Annotated in this window: 13 protein-coding genes; 9 read left to right on the top strand and 4 right to left on the bottom strand. The window is 72.2% G+C overall.

Annotation, left to right across the window (positions count from 1 at the left end):
* Window positions 1–78 precede the first annotated feature (78 nt).
* From AB0F29_RS10720 to rho, 6 genes are all read left to right on the top strand, one after another.
* Complete coding sequence (locus AB0F29_RS10720) at window positions 79–909, top strand: 2,3-dihydro-2,3-dihydroxybenzoate dehydrogenase (protein WP_361869849.1); 831 nt, start codon at window positions 79–81, stop codon at window positions 907–909.
* An 85-nt stretch (window positions 910–994) separates the two neighbouring features.
* Window positions 995–2,200 carry an isochorismate synthase DhbC gene (dhbC, locus tag AB0F29_RS10715; protein WP_361869846.1) on the top strand — a complete coding sequence of 402 codons (1,206 nt, stop codon included), beginning with the start codon at window positions 995–997 and terminating at the stop codon, window positions 2,198–2,200.
* Window positions 2,197–3,834 (top strand): (2,3-dihydroxybenzoyl)adenylate synthase, encoded by a 1,638-nt coding sequence (locus AB0F29_RS10710; protein ID WP_361869843.1) that lies wholly within the window; start codon window positions 2,197–2,199, stop codon window positions 3,832–3,834. Before dhbC ends, AB0F29_RS10710 begins: the two co-directional genes overlap by 4 nt.
* Before the next feature lie 29 nt (window positions 3,835–3,863).
* The gene (locus AB0F29_RS10705; RefSeq protein ID WP_361869840.1) at window positions 3,864–4,496 is read left to right on the top strand and encodes an isochorismatase family protein; all 633 of its coding nucleotides are present in this window, start codon (window positions 3,864–3,866) and stop codon (window positions 4,494–4,496) included.
* A gap of 5 nt (window positions 4,497–4,501) precedes the next feature.
* Window positions 4,502–4,732 (top strand): phosphopantetheine-binding protein, encoded by a 231-nt coding sequence (locus AB0F29_RS10700; RefSeq protein ID WP_361869837.1) that lies wholly within the window; start codon window positions 4,502–4,504, stop codon window positions 4,730–4,732.
* Window positions 4,733–5,127: 395 nt separating this feature from the next.
* The gene (gene rho, locus AB0F29_RS10695) at window positions 5,128–6,267 is read left to right on the top strand and encodes a transcription termination factor Rho (protein WP_361869835.1); all 1,140 of its coding nucleotides are present in this window, start codon (window positions 5,128–5,130) and stop codon (window positions 6,265–6,267) included.
* 43 nt (window positions 6,268–6,310) lie between these two features.
* Here rho and pgm read toward each other — a convergent pair whose 3' ends face one another.
* Together pgm and AB0F29_RS10685 are read right to left on the bottom strand one after the other, a co-directional pair.
* Complete coding sequence (gene pgm / locus AB0F29_RS10690; protein ID WP_361869832.1) at window positions 6,311–7,954, bottom strand: phosphoglucomutase (alpha-D-glucose-1,6-bisphosphate-dependent); 1,644 nt, start codon at window positions 7,952–7,954, stop codon at window positions 6,311–6,313.
* Window positions 7,955–8,171: 217 nt separating this feature from the next.
* Window positions 8,172–9,239 carry a chitinase gene (locus AB0F29_RS10685; protein WP_361869831.1) on the bottom strand — a complete coding sequence of 356 codons (1,068 nt, stop codon included), beginning with the start codon at window positions 9,237–9,239 and terminating at the stop codon, window positions 8,172–8,174.
* 256 nt (window positions 9,240–9,495) lie between these two features.
* On the opposite strand from AB0F29_RS10685, the gene AB0F29_RS10680 reads away from it, so the two are divergent.
* Window positions 9,496–10,044: a CchlQ gene (locus AB0F29_RS10680; RefSeq protein ID WP_361869828.1), complete on the top strand. Its 549-nt coding sequence runs from the start codon at window positions 9,496–9,498 to the stop codon at window positions 10,042–10,044.
* Between the two features lie 239 nt (window positions 10,045–10,283).
* The gene (locus AB0F29_RS10675; RefSeq protein ID WP_361870388.1) at window positions 10,284–12,020 is read left to right on the top strand and encodes a hypothetical protein; all 1,737 of its coding nucleotides are present in this window, start codon (window positions 10,284–10,286) and stop codon (window positions 12,018–12,020) included.
* Window positions 12,021–12,054: 34 nt separating this feature from the next.
* Here the strand turns inward: AB0F29_RS10675 and AB0F29_RS10670 are convergent, their stop codons facing one another.
* Window positions 12,055–14,247, bottom strand: coding sequence for an NB-ARC domain-containing protein (locus AB0F29_RS10670; protein WP_361869826.1), 2,193 nt, complete (start codon window positions 14,245–14,247; stop codon window positions 12,055–12,057).
* Window positions 14,244–14,702 carry a hypothetical protein gene (locus AB0F29_RS10665; RefSeq protein WP_361869823.1) on the bottom strand — a complete coding sequence of 153 codons (459 nt, stop codon included), beginning with the start codon at window positions 14,700–14,702 and terminating at the stop codon, window positions 14,244–14,246. Before AB0F29_RS10665 ends, AB0F29_RS10670 begins: the two co-directional genes overlap by 4 nt.
* 310 nt (window positions 14,703–15,012) lie before the next feature.
* Here AB0F29_RS10665 and AB0F29_RS10660 point away from each other — a divergent pair, with 310 nt between their 5' ends.
* Entirely contained in the window at window positions 15,013–15,969 is a 957-nt protein-coding gene (locus tag AB0F29_RS10660; protein ID WP_361869821.1) for a DUF3048 domain-containing protein, read from the top strand.
* Window positions 15,970–16,042 lie beyond the last annotated feature (73 nt).

The following is a 16,042-nucleotide window of genomic DNA, read 5'->3' as shown; positions in this document are numbered from 1 at the left end:
TGTATCGACGGCCCGACACCTTCTGGGTGGTCGATTCAATTTAGGTTACCCTTACCTAAGATCCGGAGGAGGTTGCTCATGCCTGAGCACATACCGGGCAGAAGCGGCGAGTTCATCGGCCGCACTGCTCTGGTCACCGGTGCCGCACAAGGCATCGGCGCGGCAGTCGCCGACCTGCTCGCCACCCTCGGCGCCCGGGTGGCCGCCACCGATCGCGCCCGGCCGGGCGTCGAGGCGCTGGCCGCCGAGTGGGCCCTGACGCAGGAGAAACTGCCCGACGGCGAACGCTCGGGAGGCAGCCTGACCCCGTACGTGATGGACGTCACCGACCGCGGTTCGGTGGAGAGCACCGTGGCCCGCGTCGAGCGCCAACTCGGCCCGGTCGACGTCCTGGTGAACGTGGCGGGCATCCTGCGTACCGGCCCGGCGGCGGTACTCCCCGCGCAGGACTGGGCTGAGACGTTCGCGGTGAACGCCACCGGCGTCTTCCACGTCTCCCAGGCCGTCGCCCCGCTCATGGCGGCCCGCGGATCCGGCGCGGTCGTCACCGTCGGCTCCAACGCCGCCGGCATCCCCCGCACCGGCATGGCCGCGTACGCCGCTTCCAAGGCGGCCGCCGCCATGTTCACCAAGTGCCTGGGGCTCGAACTCGCCCGCAGCGGCGTCCGTTGCAACGTCGTCGCACCCGGCTCCACCGATACGCCGATGCAACGCGCGCTGTGGACCGGTCCGGGCGCCGAACAGCGCGTCATCGACGGGGACCCCTCGTCCTACCGCACGGGCATCCCGCTCGGCCGGATCGCCGACCCCGGGGACATCGCGGAGACGGTGGCCTTCCTCGCCTCGGACCGTGCCCGCCACATCACCATGCAGGAGCTGTACGTCGACGGCGGCGCGACCCTGCGCTGACCGGCCCGATACCACCCCTCCCCCTTCCCTCACCTCCCATTCAGCCCCCGCACCCGCTGACGGGACCATCGAGAATGGAGTCCCCGTGTCGACGGCATCCCAGGTCGCCACGCACACCGCCCCGGCCGATCCGGCCCATCCGGCCGTAGGAGCGGCCACTTCGCTGCTGGACGCCTACACACCGGGCGCCCACTTTCTCGCCACCCCCGGACGCACCCTGCTCGCACGGGGCCCGGGACGCCAAGTCCCCCACGACGAGAGACCGTTGACCGCGCGGGTGGGCACCACGCTCGCCGCGGCGGTCGCCGCCGGTCAGGAGTCGCCGGTGGTCATGGGCGCCATCCCCTTCGACCACGCCGCCCCGGCCGCCCTGAGCGTCCCGGAGTCGGTGCGCTGCGCGCCGCCGCTCACCTCCGACCCGCTCATCGCCCTGCCCGCGAGCGCGCCCGCCGCGGGCGACTGGCGGATACGCCCGGTGCCCGAACCGGAGATCTACGGCAAGGGCGTCGCAGCGGCCGTGGAGCGCATGTGGCGAGGCGAGTTCAGCAAGGTCGTGCTGGCCCGCACCCTCGAACTCACCTCCGAGGCCCCGCTCGACCTACCCGCGATGCTCCAGCGCCTCGCCCGCCGCGACCCCTCCGGCTACACCTTCGCGCTGCCGACCGGCCCCGGGCGCACCCTCATCGGCGCCAGCCCCGAACTGCTCGTCTCCCGCCGCGGGAAGCAGGTCGTCGCCAATCCGCTCGCCGGGTCGACCCCCCGCAGCGCCGACCTCGCCGAGGACGTGCGCCGGGCGGCCACCCTGCTGGAATCCGCCAAGGACCTCCACGAGCACGCCGTCGTCGTCGACGCCGTCCACCAGGCGCTCGCCCCGCACTGCACGGACCTCACCGTCCCGGCCCGCCCTACGCTCATCCGCACCGCCACCATGTGGCACCTGTCCACCACGGTCACCGGCACCCTCGCCTCCCCCGACGCCTCGGCACTGGAGCTGGCGTGCGCGCTGCACCCGACGCCCGCCGTCTGCGGCACACCGACGCCGACGGCCCGTCAGGTCATCGCGGAGACCGAACCGTTCGACCGCGGCTTCTTCACCGGCGTGGTCGGCTGGGGCAACGCCGAGGGCGACGGCGAATGGGTCGTCACGATCCGCTGCGCCGACGCCGAGGAGCGCACGCTGCGGCTGTACGCGGGAGCGGGAATCGTCGCCGCCTCCGAGCCCGAGGCGGAGGCCGCCGAGACCGCGGCCAAGTTCCGCACCTTCCTGAGCGCCGTGGGAGCCGAGCTGTGAGTACGGACGTGGCGCCCACCTGGCCCGCCGAGTTCGCGGAGAAGTACCGGGCGGCCGGCTGGTGGCGCGGGGAGACCTTCGGGGAGCTGCTGCGGCAGCGCGCCGAGGACCACCCGGACCGGGTCGCCATCGTCGATCCGGCGGCGGGAAGCCGGTGGACGTACGCCGATCTCGACCGGCGCGCCGACCGGCTGGCGGCGGGGTTCCTCGCCCGCGACATCGCCAAGGGCGACAAGGTGGTGGTGCAACTCCCCAACATCGCCGAGTTCTTCGAGGTGATCTTCGCGCTGTTCCGGATCGGCGCGCTGCCCGTCTTCGCGCTGCCCGCGCACCGCGAGTCCGAGATCACCTACTTCTGCGAGTTCACCGAGGCGGTGGCGTACGTCATCGCGGCCGAGCACGGCGGCTACGACTACCGCGAGCTGGCGTCGAAGACCCGCGCCCAGGTGGGCACCCTGCGCCATGTCTTCGTCGCCCAGGGGGATCCCGGCGAGTTCGAGGCGCTGTCCGAGGTCGCCGAGGAGCCGGTCGGCTACGGCGCCCCGCGCCCGGACGACCTGGCCTTCCTTCAGCTCTCCGGCGGCAGCACCGGCGTACCGAAGCTGATCCCGCGCACCCACGACGACTACATCTACTCGCTGCGGGGATCCAACGAGATCTGCGCCGTCGACGAGAGGAGCGTGTACCTGTGCGTCCTGCCGGCGGCCCACAACTTCCCCCTGTCATCGCCCGGTTCGCTCGGCACGCTGTACGCCGGCGGCCGTGTGGTGCTGTGCCCGGGGCCCTCGCCCGAGGTGGCGTTCCCGCTGATCGAGCGTGAGGGCGTCACCATCACCGGGCTCGTGCCACCGCTGGCCCTGCTGTGGACGGAGGCCGCGCCGGGCACCGCGCACGACCTCGGCAGCCTGGACGTCCTGCTCGTCGGGGGTGCCAAGTTCAGCGAGGAGGCGGCCCGCCGGGTCCGCCCCGCTCTCGGCTGCACGCTCCAGCAGGTCTTCGGCATGGCCGAGGGGCTGGTCAACTACACCCGGCTGGACGACCCCGTCGAGACCGTCGTCACCACGCAGGGGCGGCCCATCTCGCCCGACGACGAGATCCTCGTCGTCGACGACGACGATCAGGAGGTGGCCCCGGGCGGGACCGGTCATCTGCTGACCCGGGGGCCGTACACCATCCGCGGCTACTGGAACGCCCCCGAGCACAACGCCCGTTCCTTCACCGAGGACGGCTTCTACCGCACCGGCGACATCGTGCGGGTCACCGGCACCGGGCACATCGTCGTCGAGGGGCGGGCCAAGGACCAGATCAACCGGGGCGGCGAGAAGATCGCCGCCGAGGAGGTCGAGAACCACATCCTCGCCCACCCGGCCGTGCACGACGCCAACGTGGTGGCCGAGCCCGACCCGTATCTGGGCGAACGCGTCTGCGCCTACGTGATCCTGCGCTCGGGCGCGGGTCCGCTCAAGGCGGTGGCCGTCAAGCGGTTCGTACGCGAACGTGGCCTGGCTTCCTACAAGGTGCCGGACCGGGTCGAGTTCGTCGACGCCTTCCCGCAGACCGGTGTGGGCAAGGTCTCCAAGAAGGATCTGCGCAACGCCGCGGCCCGCACCACTTCTCCCTCCCCGTCCCGCTGAACGACTCCCCGAACGGAACCCTCTCCACCATGGCTCTGCCCGCCATCGCCCCCTATCCCATGCCGACCGCCGGCGAGCTGCCCGCCAACCGGGTCGACTGGACCGTCGACCCCGCGCGTGCGGTGCTCCTCGTCCACGACCTGCAGAACCATTTCCTGTCGGCGTACGACCGTCGGGCCGCTCCCGTGCCCGAACTCCTGTTCCATGTCGCCGAGTTGAAGAAGGACGCCACGCGGCTCGGCGTGCCGGTCCTCTACACCGCCCAGCCCGGCGGCCAGAGCCCGAAGGAGCGCGGTCTCCAGCAGGACTTCTGGGGCCCCGGGCTCCCGGCCGACGAGCACCTGGCGGCCATCGCGGACGAGGTCGCACCCGACGCGGGCGACACCGTGCTCACCAAGTGGAAGTACAGCGGGTTCGTCCGCACCGATCTGCTGGAGCGCCTGCGCGAGCAGGGTCGCGACCAGATCGTCATCACCGGCGTCTACGCCCACATCGGTGTGCTCATGACCGCGTGCGACGCCTGGATGCAGGACATCCAGGCGTTCGTGGTGGCCGACGCGGTGGCGGACTTCTCGGCCGAGGACCATGCGATGGCGCTGCGCTGGGCCGCGGGCAGGTGCGCCGTCGTCACGACCGCCCGGACCGTCTTCGAAGGGAAGTGACCGCGGTGGCGCTCACACTCGGACAGCTCCGTGCCGATGTCGCCGACGTCCTGGGCGAGGACCCGGAGGAGATCCCCCTCGACGAGAACCTCGTCGACTACGGCCTCGACTCCGTCCGCCTGATGTCACTGGCCGCCGCCTGGCGCCGCGACCACGGCATCGAGGTGGCCTACACCGACCTCGCCGAGCAGCCCGCGCTGGAGTCCTGGGTCCCGCTGCTGGGTGTGACCGGCTGACGCTGCGGCCCTGCCGCTGCCACCGAGGGTGGTGGGAACCCGAGCATCGGAGTTCCCACCACCCTCGACGCGTGTCGGGCGCTCGCACGACACGCGTCGAGGGACGATCCGAACGATGTACCGACGGATGTGCCGACGGATGTTCCGTCGCGCTCCCGGCGCAGGGTGGTAGAGTGCGATGAGCACGTGTGTATGCCCCTTCTCATCGGGCACCGGTGCTGATTCCTCTCCATCGCTGTCGCGCCCGTCCTTTCCGACCGGCGATCCAGCTTCTTCCCAGCGTTTTCGCTGTCTCTCCGGCCCAGGGCTTCCGTGCCCCCGGTGCGTGGCGTGATTTCCGCCGCCCCTCCGTACGCCGGTCCCCTCATTCGCCTGTCCGCGAAAGGACCCCTCCCATGACCACCACACTCGAACGCCCCGTGACCGGGCAGCAGCGGCCCGTCCGGGTCGCCGGCCTCCTCGACACCGCCGACGACGGACACGGCACGCTCCGTGTCCACGGCGGCCACCCCTCCCCCGGCGACATCCAGGTGTCGTCCGCCCTGATCCGCCGCCTCGGGCTGCGCAAGGGCGACGTCGTCGAGGGCGGCTGCGACCGGCCCCGTGTCCTGTCCTCGGTGGACCAGGTGAACGGGCTCGCCCCGGAGGAGCTGCGGGGCCGTGCCCGCTTCCGCGACCTGACGCCGGTCCACCCCCGCGAGCGGCTGCGCCTGGAAACGCCGCACGGCGGGCCCGCACCGCGCATCGTCGATCTCGTCTCCCCCGTCGGCAAGGGCCAGCGCGGCCTCATCGTCGCACCGCCCCGGACGGGCAAGACAGTGCTGTTGCAGCAGGTGGCCGCCGCCGTCGCCACCAACCACCCCGAGGCGCACCTGATGGTGGTGCTGCTCGACGAACGGCCCGAGGAGGTCACGGACATGCGCCGCTCCGTACGCGGCGAGGTGTACGCGTCGACCTTCGACCGGCCCGCGCGGGAGCACATCGCCCTGGCCGAACTCGCCGTCGAGCGTGGCCGCCGCCTCGTCGAGCAGGGGCGGGACGTGGTGATCCTGCTGGACTCCCTCACCCGGCTGTGCCGGGCCCACAACAACGCGGCCCGCGCGGGCGGCCGGACCCTCAGCGGTGGCGTCGACGCGGCGGCCCTGACCGGCCCCAAGAAACTGTTCGGCGCGGCCCGCTGTGCCGAGGAGGGCGGTTCGCTGACCATCCTGGCGACAGCCCTCGTGGAGACGGGTTCGCGGGCCGACGACTTCTTCTTCGAGGAGCTGAAGGGCACCGGCAACATGGAGCTGCACCTGGACCGCTCCGCCGCCCAGGCGCGGATCTTCCCGGCCGTCGACGTCACCCGCTCCGGCACCCGCCGCGAGGAACTCCTCTTTGGTCAGGGCGAGTTGGCTGCCGTCAGGGCCCTGCGCCGCGCCCTGAGCACGCGGGACGGCCAGGGCGCCCTTCAGGTGCTGCTCGACAGGGTCCGGCGCACCCCGGACAACGCGGCCTTCCTGCGGCAGGTGCAGCCGACGGTGCCGGGCGCCTGAGCGCGCCCGGGCACCGGTCGGCGTACGGATCCGAACGAAGGGCTCAGGCGTCGCCCAGCGCCTCGGAGACCAGCGCCCGGGCCTCCTCCTGGACCTGGGCGAGGTGGCCGGGGCCCTGGAAGCTCTCCGCGTACACCTTGTAGACGTCCTCGGTGCCCGAGGGGCGGGCGGCGAACCAGGCACTGTCGGTGCAGACCTTGAGGCCGCCGATCGCCGCGCCGTTGCCGGGCGCCTCGGTGAGCACTGCGGTGACGGGTTCTCCGGCCAGGGTGTCGGCCTTGACCTGCTGCGGGGAGAGCCGGGCCAGGACGGCCTTCTCCTCGCGGGTGGCGGGTGCGTCGACGCGGGCGTACGCCGGGTCGCCGAAGCGGCCGGTGAGCCGCGCGTAGTGCTGGGAGGGGGTGGAACCGGTGACGGCGGTGATCTCGGAGGCGAGGAGGGCCAGCAGGATGCCGTCCTTGTCCGTGGTCCAGACCCGCCCGTCGCGGCGCAGGAAGGAAGCCCCGGCGGACTCCTCGCCGCCGAAGCCGAGGCTGCCGTCGTAGAGGCCGTCGACGAACCACTTGAAGCCGACCGGGACCTCCACCAGGGTGCGGCCGAGGTCGTGGGCGACCCGGTCGATCATGGACGAGGAGACCAGCGTCTTGCCGATGCCGGTCCCGGCCGCCCAGCCGTCGCGGTGGGTGTAGAGGTAGTCGATGGCGACGGCCAGGTAGTGGTTCGGGTTCATCAGGCCGCCGTCGGGGGTGACGATGCCGTGCCGGTCGGCGTCGGCGTCGTTCCCGGTGGCGATGGCGTACGCGTCGCGCTGGGCGATCAGCGAGGCCATGGCGTGCGGGGACGAGCAGTCCATGCGGATCCTGCCGTCCCAGTCGAGCGTCATGAACCGCCAGGTGGGGTCGGCGAGCGGGTTGACGACGGTGAGGTCGATCCGGTGGCGTTCCGCGATCCGCCCCCAGTAGGCGACGGACGCGCCGCCGAGCGGGTCCGCGCCGATGCGGATGCCCGCGTCCCGTACGGCGTCGAGGTCGAGGGCGGAGGGCAGGTCGTCGACGTACGCGGTCAGGAAGTCGTACCGGTGGGTGGTGTCGGCGGCCAGGGCCTGGGCGTACGGCATCCGGCGGACCACTCCGAGTCCGGCCTCGATCAGGGCGTTGGCCCGGTCCTGGATCCACGACGTGGCGTCGGAGGCGGCCGGCCCCCCGTTCGGCGGGTTGTACTTGAAGCCGCCGTCGGCGGGCGGGTTGTGCGAGGGGGTGACCACGATGCCGTCGGCCAGGTGCTCGGTGCGGCCCCGGTTGTACGTGAGGATGGCGTGCGAGACGGCGGGGGTCGGGGTGTAGCCGTCCTCGCTGTCGATGAGGACGGTGGCCCCGTTGGCGGCGAGCACCTCCAGGGCGGTGACCCGGGCGGGCTCGGACAGCGCGTGGGTGTCCGCGCCGAGGAACAGGGGGCCGTCGGTGCCCTGGCGGGCGCGGTAGTCGCAGATCGCCTGGGTGGTGGCGGCGATGTGGTCCTCGTTGAACGCGGCGGCGAACGCGGAGCCGCGGTGGCCGGAGGTCCCGAAGGCCACCCGCTGGGCGGGCTCGGCGGGATCGGGGTGGAGGGCGTAATAGGCCGTCACCAGCCGTGCCACGTCGACCAGGTCTGCGGACTGCGCCGGGTGACCGGCCCGTTCGTGCACCATCGGGGCTCCTCGTACGTCTTCGTCGTCGGCCGGCCCGTGGGGAGACGGGCCCGGCGCACCGGGGAAACGATCACCCCGGTCCGTACCCGATTCTGCTCTCCCGGCCGTCCCGGTGCGCGACCGGTTCACGCCTTCCTCGTGTCGCTCCCCGGCCGGAGCGGCGTCGCGCCCCCGGTCCGGAGCGGACCGGGGGCGCGGCGACCATACGGGTGGGGGCTCAACGGCCCTGGAGTGACCTCACGTTGTCACCGAAGGTCCAGCCCCTGGAACCGTCCCAGTTCAGGGACCAGGTCATCAGCCCCTTGAGGGAACCGTTGTAGTGGTTCCAGGCCTGCGAGACGAGCCCGGTGGACATGTGGCCGCCGCCGGCGCCGGGCTGGGCGGGGAGGCCGGGGACCTGCTTGTCGTAGGGCACCTTGATGGTGGTGCCCTGGATGACCAGCCCCTTGTTCAGGCAGTCGGTCTGGGCGGTGAAGCCCGCGACGGTGCCGGCGGAGTAGGAGTCGCCGGAGCAGCCGTACATGCTGCCGTTGTAGTACTGCATGTTCAGCCACCACAGGCGGCCGTTGTCGGCGTACTTCTTGATGATGGGCAGGTACGAGCCCCAGATCGAGCCGTAGACGACGCTGCCGCCGGTGACGTACGCCGTCTCGGGGGCCATGGTGAGGCCGAAGTTCGGCGGCATCGCGGCGAGGACGCCGTCGATGATGCGGATGAGGTTGGACTGCGACGCGGACAGCTGGTTGATGTTGCCGCTGCCGACGAGGCCGGTCTCGATGTCGATGTCGATGCCGTCGAAGTTGTACTTCTTCAGGATCGGGACGATCGTCTGGACGAACCGGTCGGCCACCTTGCTGGAGCTGAGGTCGATCCCTGCCGCGGCTCCGCCGATCGACATGAGGGTGGTGAGCCCGGAGGCCTTGGCCTGGCACATCTCCGCCGGGGTGGCGACCTTGACGGTGTTGTCCATGCCGTCCTCCCAGAGGACGGTGCCGTCGGAGCGGATGACGGGGAAGGCCGCGTTGATGACGTTGTAGCCGTGCTGGGTGATGCGGGAGTCGGTGATCGGGATCCAGCCGAGCGGCGGGTGCACGCCGTTGGCCGCCCCGTCCCAGTTCTCCCAGTACCCCTGGAGCACCTTGCCCGTGGGCTTCGACTTGACCGCGCAGGTCTCGGCGGCCGCGCTGCTCGTCTCCGCGGCCCTCGGCGGCGCGGCTCCGACCAGCATCGGTACGACGAGCGCCGCGGCCAGGCCGAGGCCCAGCAGTCGTGAGGTACGACCCATGATCCGTACGTCCTTCCAGCCCGGGTCCGCCGCCGACGCGGCGAAAGGTTCGCCCCGCCCCGCCCTATGTCGTGACCCTGCCAAACCGTAGAATGGTCCAGACCTTCGGTCAAGAGGTCTGGACCAGGCCATCCATCAGGAGCCCTGCCGCCAGGGGCCGCCCGCAAGCCCCGCTTCCTGGAAACCGGGCGGCGGGGCGCCGGCGGGGATAGATTCGGGGGCGAAGAGACCGTGATCGTTTCCGGGGGGAACAACGATGGACTGGGGCACGCTTCTCGCGACGGCGAGCGGCGGTTTCATCGCCATATCGGGCACCGTGCTGGCCGACCGCCTGCGCCAGCGCCATGAGAAGGACCGCGGGGCCGAGGAGCGACGGCGCGCGGTGTACATCGAGTTCATCGCCGCCGTCGGGAGATGCCACACCCGGCTGCGCGGCATAGCCCAGGCGCAGGATCCAACGGTCGACCCGGACCTGGCCGCCCGTGCGGCACTCGACGAAGCGGCCGTCCACGAGGTGCGCGAGCGCTTCTTCATCGACGCCTCCGCCGACGTGGCCGGCGCAGGACAGGCGATGTTCCAGCAGCTGCGCGCCGTCCAGCACGTCGTGGGCACCGGCGCCACTCACACCTCGTCGGCCTTCCACGACGCCTACCACCCCTACCTCGACATGGTGTGGGCCTACCGGGTGGCGGTGCGCGCCGAACTGAAGGACCGGACGTTCTCGCCCGCGTCCTTCGGGTGGGACGCCTGGGACGGCAGGGAACGGTGCCCGGTGTGCCGGGGGGAGCTCACCGCGGGAGCGTGAGGGCGGCGGGCGGGGTGGCCGTCCGATCTCCCTGACCCACAACCTGGCCACTGATGATTCCCGTACAATATGACCGCCATGTGCCCCGGTTCGAACCCTGAGAGGGTTGCAGCACCGTTTGAGATGCGATACATCGACGATGGCCGCGAGCCGCGAGCCGCGAGCCGCGAGCCGCGAGCCGCGAGCCGCGAGCCGCGAGCCGCGTCAGGGCCGTGTACCCGTAGCCTTTCGGGGTGGCCATGCGCGCTAGCCAGCCCCTCCGCGTCCCTGTCGGCGCCGACGCCGGACGGTGGAGCACCTTTCACGGTGAGAAGACTCTGGTCGTAGCGGCCCGTACGGTGACCTCGACCGTGCGGGTCCTCGAATGCCTGCCCGCCCTGCTGCGCGGGGACGCACGGGTGACCGTGGTCTTCGCCCATGATCCCACCTCCGCGTTCAGCGACGGAGTACTGGAGCTGCTGCACGACGCGGGCTGCAGGATCATCCCCTGGGCTCAGGTGCGGCAGGCCGAGCCCGATCTGATCCTCACGGCCAGCGAGAACATCGATGTGCCCGAGGGACACTGCCCGGTCCTCGTGCTACCGCACGGCATCGGCTTCCAGAAGCAGGTACCGGACTCCCGCGGCCCGCGTGACCGGCTGTCCGGAGTGGTGCCGGACAGCCTCCTGGAGTCCGGACGCGCCTGGCTGGCGATCTCGCATCCGAGCCAGGAGGGGCAGTTGCTCTCTTCCCATCCGAAGGCGGCCGGTCGCACGCTGCTCGTGGGTGACCCCTGTTACGACGAGCTGCTCGTCAGCGCCGGGCGGGCGGACGCGTACCGGCAGGCGCTCGGAGTTCCCGCCGGTCACCGGCTCGTGGTGCTCAGCTCCACCTGGGGTCGCACCTCACTGATCGGCCAGGACCCGGACCTGGCGGCCCGGGTCCTGGCCGCACTCCCGTACGACGAGTTCCGGGTCGCGGCGATCGTTCACCCCAACGTCTGGTCCGGCCACGGTTCCTGGCAGATCCGCACCGTCCTGGCCCCGGCCCTGGAAGCCGGGCTGATGCTCATCCCGCACATTCACGCCTGGCGGCCCGCGCTGGTCGCGGCGGACGTCGTGGTGGGCGATCACGGCTCGGTGACGCTGTACGGGGCGGCGCTCGGCAAGCCTGTACTGCTCGGGGCCTTCGGCAGCGAGGCCGTCGACGGCACCGCCGCAGCCGACCTCGGGCGGGCCGCGCCCCGTCTGAACGCCCTCGGTGACGTACGTGAACAGATCACGTCCGCCCTGGCGGGACAGGCCCCGGACCGCTTCGCCGCGATCGCCGCGGGAGCGTTCGACCGGCCGGGGCAAGCCCTGGCCCGGCTGCGCACCGCGCTCTATCACCTGCTGGACCTCACGGAACCCATGCCCGCTCCCCCGCCCGCGCTGTATCTGGGCGAGCCCGAGGCGACCGGAGCGGCAGTGACCGCCTGGACGGTCATCAGCACCGTCAACCCGAGTGCGGAACCGGACACCGTCACCGTACGCCGACGGCCTGCGGCGGTAGCACCGTACGGAGGCGTGCACAGAAACGAGGGCGAGGGCGAGGACGAGACCGTCGGACGCTTCCGTCATCTCGCCTGCGACGAGCGCGAGCGGGACCGGAGACTGGTGGAGAGCGCTTCCGTACTACTGCGCGGAGATCCGGCTCCTTCCTCCACGGCTGCGTTCCGGTGGATCGAGGATGCCTTGGCGCGTCTGCCGGGATGCCGTCTCGCGGCGACCGCTCTGAGTGGTGGGGGCTGTCTGGTGGGGATGCGCGACGGCAGGATCGTGGAGGCGTCCACGACCGGGACACCGGCGGACCCGGGCCCGACCGCCGCGGTCGTCTACTCACTGCTGCGCGCAGCCGCTCCCCTGGACGGCGTGCTCGTGACCCTGCGCATCGGTGCGCGCGACGAGGACGTGTCCCTGCGACTGCACGCACCGTCACCGGGCTTCGGCGCGGACTGAGCGAAACTGTGCGTGAGTACCCGCCCGCCGTACGTCAACCGGCCGTCGGCTCTTCCCCCGGTCCTTGTTCCCGCCCTTCCTCCAGGCGCTCCCGAAGCTCTTCCGCCTGAGGGCTGCCACCGGCCTCGTAGATCTCCAGGGCTCGCGCACGACGGGCTCGCACCTCGCGGGGGTCGTCCTGCGAGCGTTCCTGAATGTCCGCCAGAGCCACGAGAGCCTGCGCCTCGTAGTGGGTCGCCTCCTGCGCACGAAGGACCTCGGCGGCTTCGCTGAGTGCGGCGATCGCCTCCTGCGTCTCGTCGAGGTGGTCGTGGGCCAGGCCGATGGCCATCCGGACCCTCGCCGCCATCCTCAGGTCCTCGCGTGCGGTGAGCTGTTCGTGGGCCCCGCGCAGGGTGTCCAGAGCCTCACGGGAGTCTCCCGCGGCGTCCTGGGCACAGCCGAGGAAGTAGGAGGCTATGGCAGCGCCGCGGCCCTCCTTCGCCGCCGTGTTGAGCTCGAGCGCGCTCCTGTAGGCCGCCATGGCCCTGGCGGGGTCGATGCGGTCCCAGTAGCGTCCGGAGAACTCCTGTACGGAGGCGCGGACGACCAGATGATCCGATACCTCGGCGCAGGCCTGGGCGGTGTCGAGCTCACGCCGGGCGGCCCCGTACTCACCCAGGTCCATCAGCGGGCGCGACAACAGGCTGCGCAGTCGTGCCTCGGCGGCCGGGACCATGGCCTCCGCTGCGGCGGTCGCGCCGAGTTCGAGCGATTCCCGCCAGTCGCCGAGGTGCCGGTGGTGGAGGAACAGGGCAGTGAAGGCCTCGGCGAGCTGCCAGACCTCCGTGTGCAGCGTCTCCTCGCGCGCGCCGGCCCGCAGCACGCCGAGGATGTTGTGGTGCTCGGCCTCCAGCCACTCCAACGGCTCCGGGCCGCCCTCGGCCGCGAAGGGGTCGGGAACGTCGGCGAGCAGGCGCGTGAGCTCGGCGATCCGCAGCCGGTCCAGCCGGACGGCCCGGTCGGCGAGCGCGGTGAGGGCCAGATAGTGCAGCGTCACGCGCCGTACGAGAGCGGGTCGCTCCTCCGGCGTCTCTTCCTCCGCCGCGCGTTCACCGGCGTGCAGTCGTACGAGGTCGTGGAAACGGAAGCGCCCGTCCGGGGTCTCCTCCAGCAGACTGGCCCGGGTCAGCGCGTCCAGCGCGTCCGCGGTGCGTCGCGGGTCCAGGCCCGCCGCCACCGCGGCGACTCCCGCGTCGAAGGTGGCTCCCGGGTACCAGCCCATCAGGCGGTAGAGCCGGGCCGGCTCCGGGGCGAGTTCACGGTAGGCGAGGTCGAACGCGGCGGCCACGGACCGCTCCCTTCCCAAGGACATTCCTGCCAGTCGCCGCAGTTCGTCGGCCAACTCCACCGCCAGCCCCGCGAGGGTGAGGCGTGTCTCCGTCGTCAGCCGGGCGGCGGCCACGTGCAACGCCACCGGCAGCCCGCCACAGTGCCGCACCACGTCGTCCGCCGCGTCCGGGTCCGCCGCGACGGTCTCGGCTCCGCACCGATCGGCGAGAACCTGCAGGCTGCTCTCGCGGTCGAGCGGCTCCACCGGCATCATCCGCGCGCCGTCCATGGCGAGTTCCCCCAGCCGCGAACCGCTCACCACCAGCAGCACACTGCCCCTGCCCTTCGGCAGGAGCGCGGCCGCGTGGGCGGGGTCGGAGATGTTGTCCAGGAAGACCAGCAGGCGTTTACCCGCCGTCCGGGTCCGCAGGAGACGGGTCCGGTCGGCGAGCGTGGTGGGGATGTACGCCGCGTCGACACCCAAGGACTTCAGGCAGCCCCACGCGGCCTCGGAGACGTCGGCGCCGGCCGTCCCTCCCCGCAGGGTGGCGAAGTCCACGTAGATCTGCCCGTCGGGAAACCGCTCCCGTCCCCGTTCCGCCCAGCGGGAGACCAAGGTGGTCTTCCCGACGCCCGGCAGTCCGTACAGCGCGGCGAATCCGACGCTCGCGCCTTCGGGGTCGGGACCGAACCAGCCGTCGAGCAGGTCGAGCATCCGGTCCCGGTTCCGGAATCGCACGGTCAGTGGCGGGATCTCGTCGGGGGCGGTCCGCTCCCCGGCCGGGGCGGCCGGCTCGACGTGGAAAGTGATGCCGCCGTGGATCGTGCCGGCCTGCACGACCGGGCCGTTGACCATGCCGGACAGCTCGTTGCACGCGACCGTCCGATCGGGGCCGCCCGCGTCCCCGGTCGTCATGCCGTGCCCGGCCGCTGCTCCGGGGCATCGGCGCTGCGACCGCTGTTGAACGTCAGGGCGGAGAACGTCTGCCCCTGGAACACCGGGCCGTTCTGGGTTCCTCCGCTGATGCTGTTCGTAACGGACACCGCGGGGCCGGCCGGCCCGAGGGGGGACAGTTCCTCGAGCAGGGTCCGCAGCTCGTCCGCCGCCTCCGGGTTGGCGCGCAGGGCGCGGCGAAGCCTGATGCGCCACTCCTCCTCGACATCGGCGACCGCTTCGTCGTCGGCGGCGGCGCGTGCGGCCGTCAGCTCCTCACGGGACTCCTCCAACTCCGCGTCGATCGCGTCGACGTCGTCGCCCCGCGCCAGGAACCGGGCCACCCGCCCGCGCGCCTGCGTCCAGGCCTCCGTCACCATCAGGCCCACGAAGGCCGTCGCCCCCGATGCCGCCAGTGCCGTCAACTCGGCTTCCACCGAACCCCCTCCGCCTCACCTGTCGTGCCGGTACGGGTGCACAACCCGTCACTGGTGCAACCGTAGAGAGCGATCCGCCCCCACGGAAGCGGAATCAGGGGCGCGGCGCAGAGCAGTTCCGGCCAAGTCGGCCGACCGTACGCGGGCGCCTGTGCGCTGCGCCGCCGTTCGGGGCCGTTCGGGCCGTTTCCGCTCGGGACCGGCGGTCGCGCAACCATGCCGCCGCCGGATGCGTGATGATGGATGAGGGGCCGCGACACGACGGCGTTGCGCCGACGCCGCCGGCCGACGCCCCGGAAGGGCGGTCGCCATGTCCGCAGCCGGAGTCAGGACCTCGGCCGCAGTGCTGTTCACCGCGCTCGTGCTGCTCGTCGCGGCCGCGTGCACGGGCGGCGACGGTTCGTCGTCCTCGCCCCGCAGCAGCTCTCCTTCCGGCACGGGCCGGGCCGACGTACTCGCCGTGAAGATCGACAACGTGGCGCCCGCACGTCCCCACACCGGTCTGGAGCGGGCCGACATCGTCTACGTCGAGCAGGTGGAGGCCGGCCTGAGCCGGATCCTCGCCGTGTACTCCTCCGCTCTGCCGCCGGTCATCGGGCCGGTACGCAGCGCGCGGGAGACCGATCTGGAGCTGCTGCGACAGTTCGACCGGCCGACGCTGGCCTTCTCGGGGGCCCAGAGCAGGCTGCTGCCGGTCATCGACCGTGCGCCGCTGGACCCCGTGCCGCCCTCGAAGGCGCCGGGGGCGTACTTCCGGGGTCCGGACCGGCCCGCGCCGCACAATCTCTATCTGCGGCCGGAGCGGATCCCGTTCGAGGCCTCCGGTGTGAGCGCCGTCGAGGAGCTGGGGCTCGCGGTCGGCGCGCCGCCTCCCGGCGGGGAGCCGGAGGACAGCCGCACGGTTCGCTATCCGTCCGCGTCCGTGACCTTCACCTGGTCCGCGCAACACGAGCGGTGGCTCGTCTCCCTGGACGGCTCCCCCGCCCGCACCGCCGAGGGCGGACGGCTCGGGGCCGGGACGGTCCTCGTCCAGGACGTGACCGTACGGCCGTCGGACTTCCGTGACCGGTCCGGGAGCACCAGCCCGTTCACCGAGACCGTGGGTTCGGGAAGCGCGGTCGTCCTGCGGGACGGCCGGGCGTACGAGGCCCGGTGGGCACGGAGCGCGGCCGGCGCGGACACGGTGTACACCACCCCCGACGGACAGCGCGTCGATCTCGCCGAAGGTCCGCTGTGGATCCTGTACGCGCCGCGCGGGGGCGCCTGAGCGACGGCTCTGCGAAGCGCCCGCAGGGGCACCCCGGGCGGCGGGGTCGCCCCCACGGCCCGGAATCCCCGCC

Source organism: Streptomyces sp. NPDC026589, from assembly GCF_040638385.1.
Lineage (GTDB): Bacteria > Actinomycetota > Actinomycetes > Streptomycetales > Streptomycetaceae > Streptomyces.
This window is presented reverse-complemented; position numbering and strand designations above follow the sequence as displayed.

What these genes read in the sequence shown, in the direction of transcription:
- AB0F29_RS10720 (WP_361869849.1), top strand. Translation starts at nt 79, where the DNA reads ATGCCTGAGCACATACCGGGCAGAAGCGGCGAGTTCATCGGCCGCACT.
- AB0F29_RS10675 (WP_361870388.1), top strand. Translation starts at nt 10,284, where the DNA reads ATGCGCGCTAGCCAGCCCCTCCGCGTCCCTGTCGGCGCCGACGCCGGA.
- pgm (WP_361869832.1), bottom strand. Translation starts at nt 7,954, where the DNA reads ATGGTGCACGAACGGGCCGGTCACCCGGCGCAGTCCGCAGACCTGGTC.
- AB0F29_RS10660 (WP_361869821.1), top strand. Translation starts at nt 15,013, where the DNA reads ATGTCCGCAGCCGGAGTCAGGACCTCGGCCGCAGTGCTGTTCACCGCG.
- rho (WP_361869835.1), top strand. Translation starts at nt 5,128, where the DNA reads ATGACCACCACACTCGAACGCCCCGTGACCGGGCAGCAGCGGCCCGTC.
- AB0F29_RS10705 (WP_361869840.1), top strand. Translation starts at nt 3,864, where the DNA reads ATGGCTCTGCCCGCCATCGCCCCCTATCCCATGCCGACCGCCGGCGAG.
- AB0F29_RS10670 (WP_361869826.1), bottom strand. Translation starts at nt 14,247, where the DNA reads ATGACGACCGGGGACGCGGGCGGCCCCGATCGGACGGTCGCGTGCAAC.
- AB0F29_RS10685 (WP_361869831.1), bottom strand. Translation starts at nt 9,239, where the DNA reads ATGGGTCGTACCTCACGACTGCTGGGCCTCGGCCTGGCCGCGGCGCTC.
- AB0F29_RS10680 (WP_361869828.1), top strand. Translation starts at nt 9,496, where the DNA reads ATGGACTGGGGCACGCTTCTCGCGACGGCGAGCGGCGGTTTCATCGCC.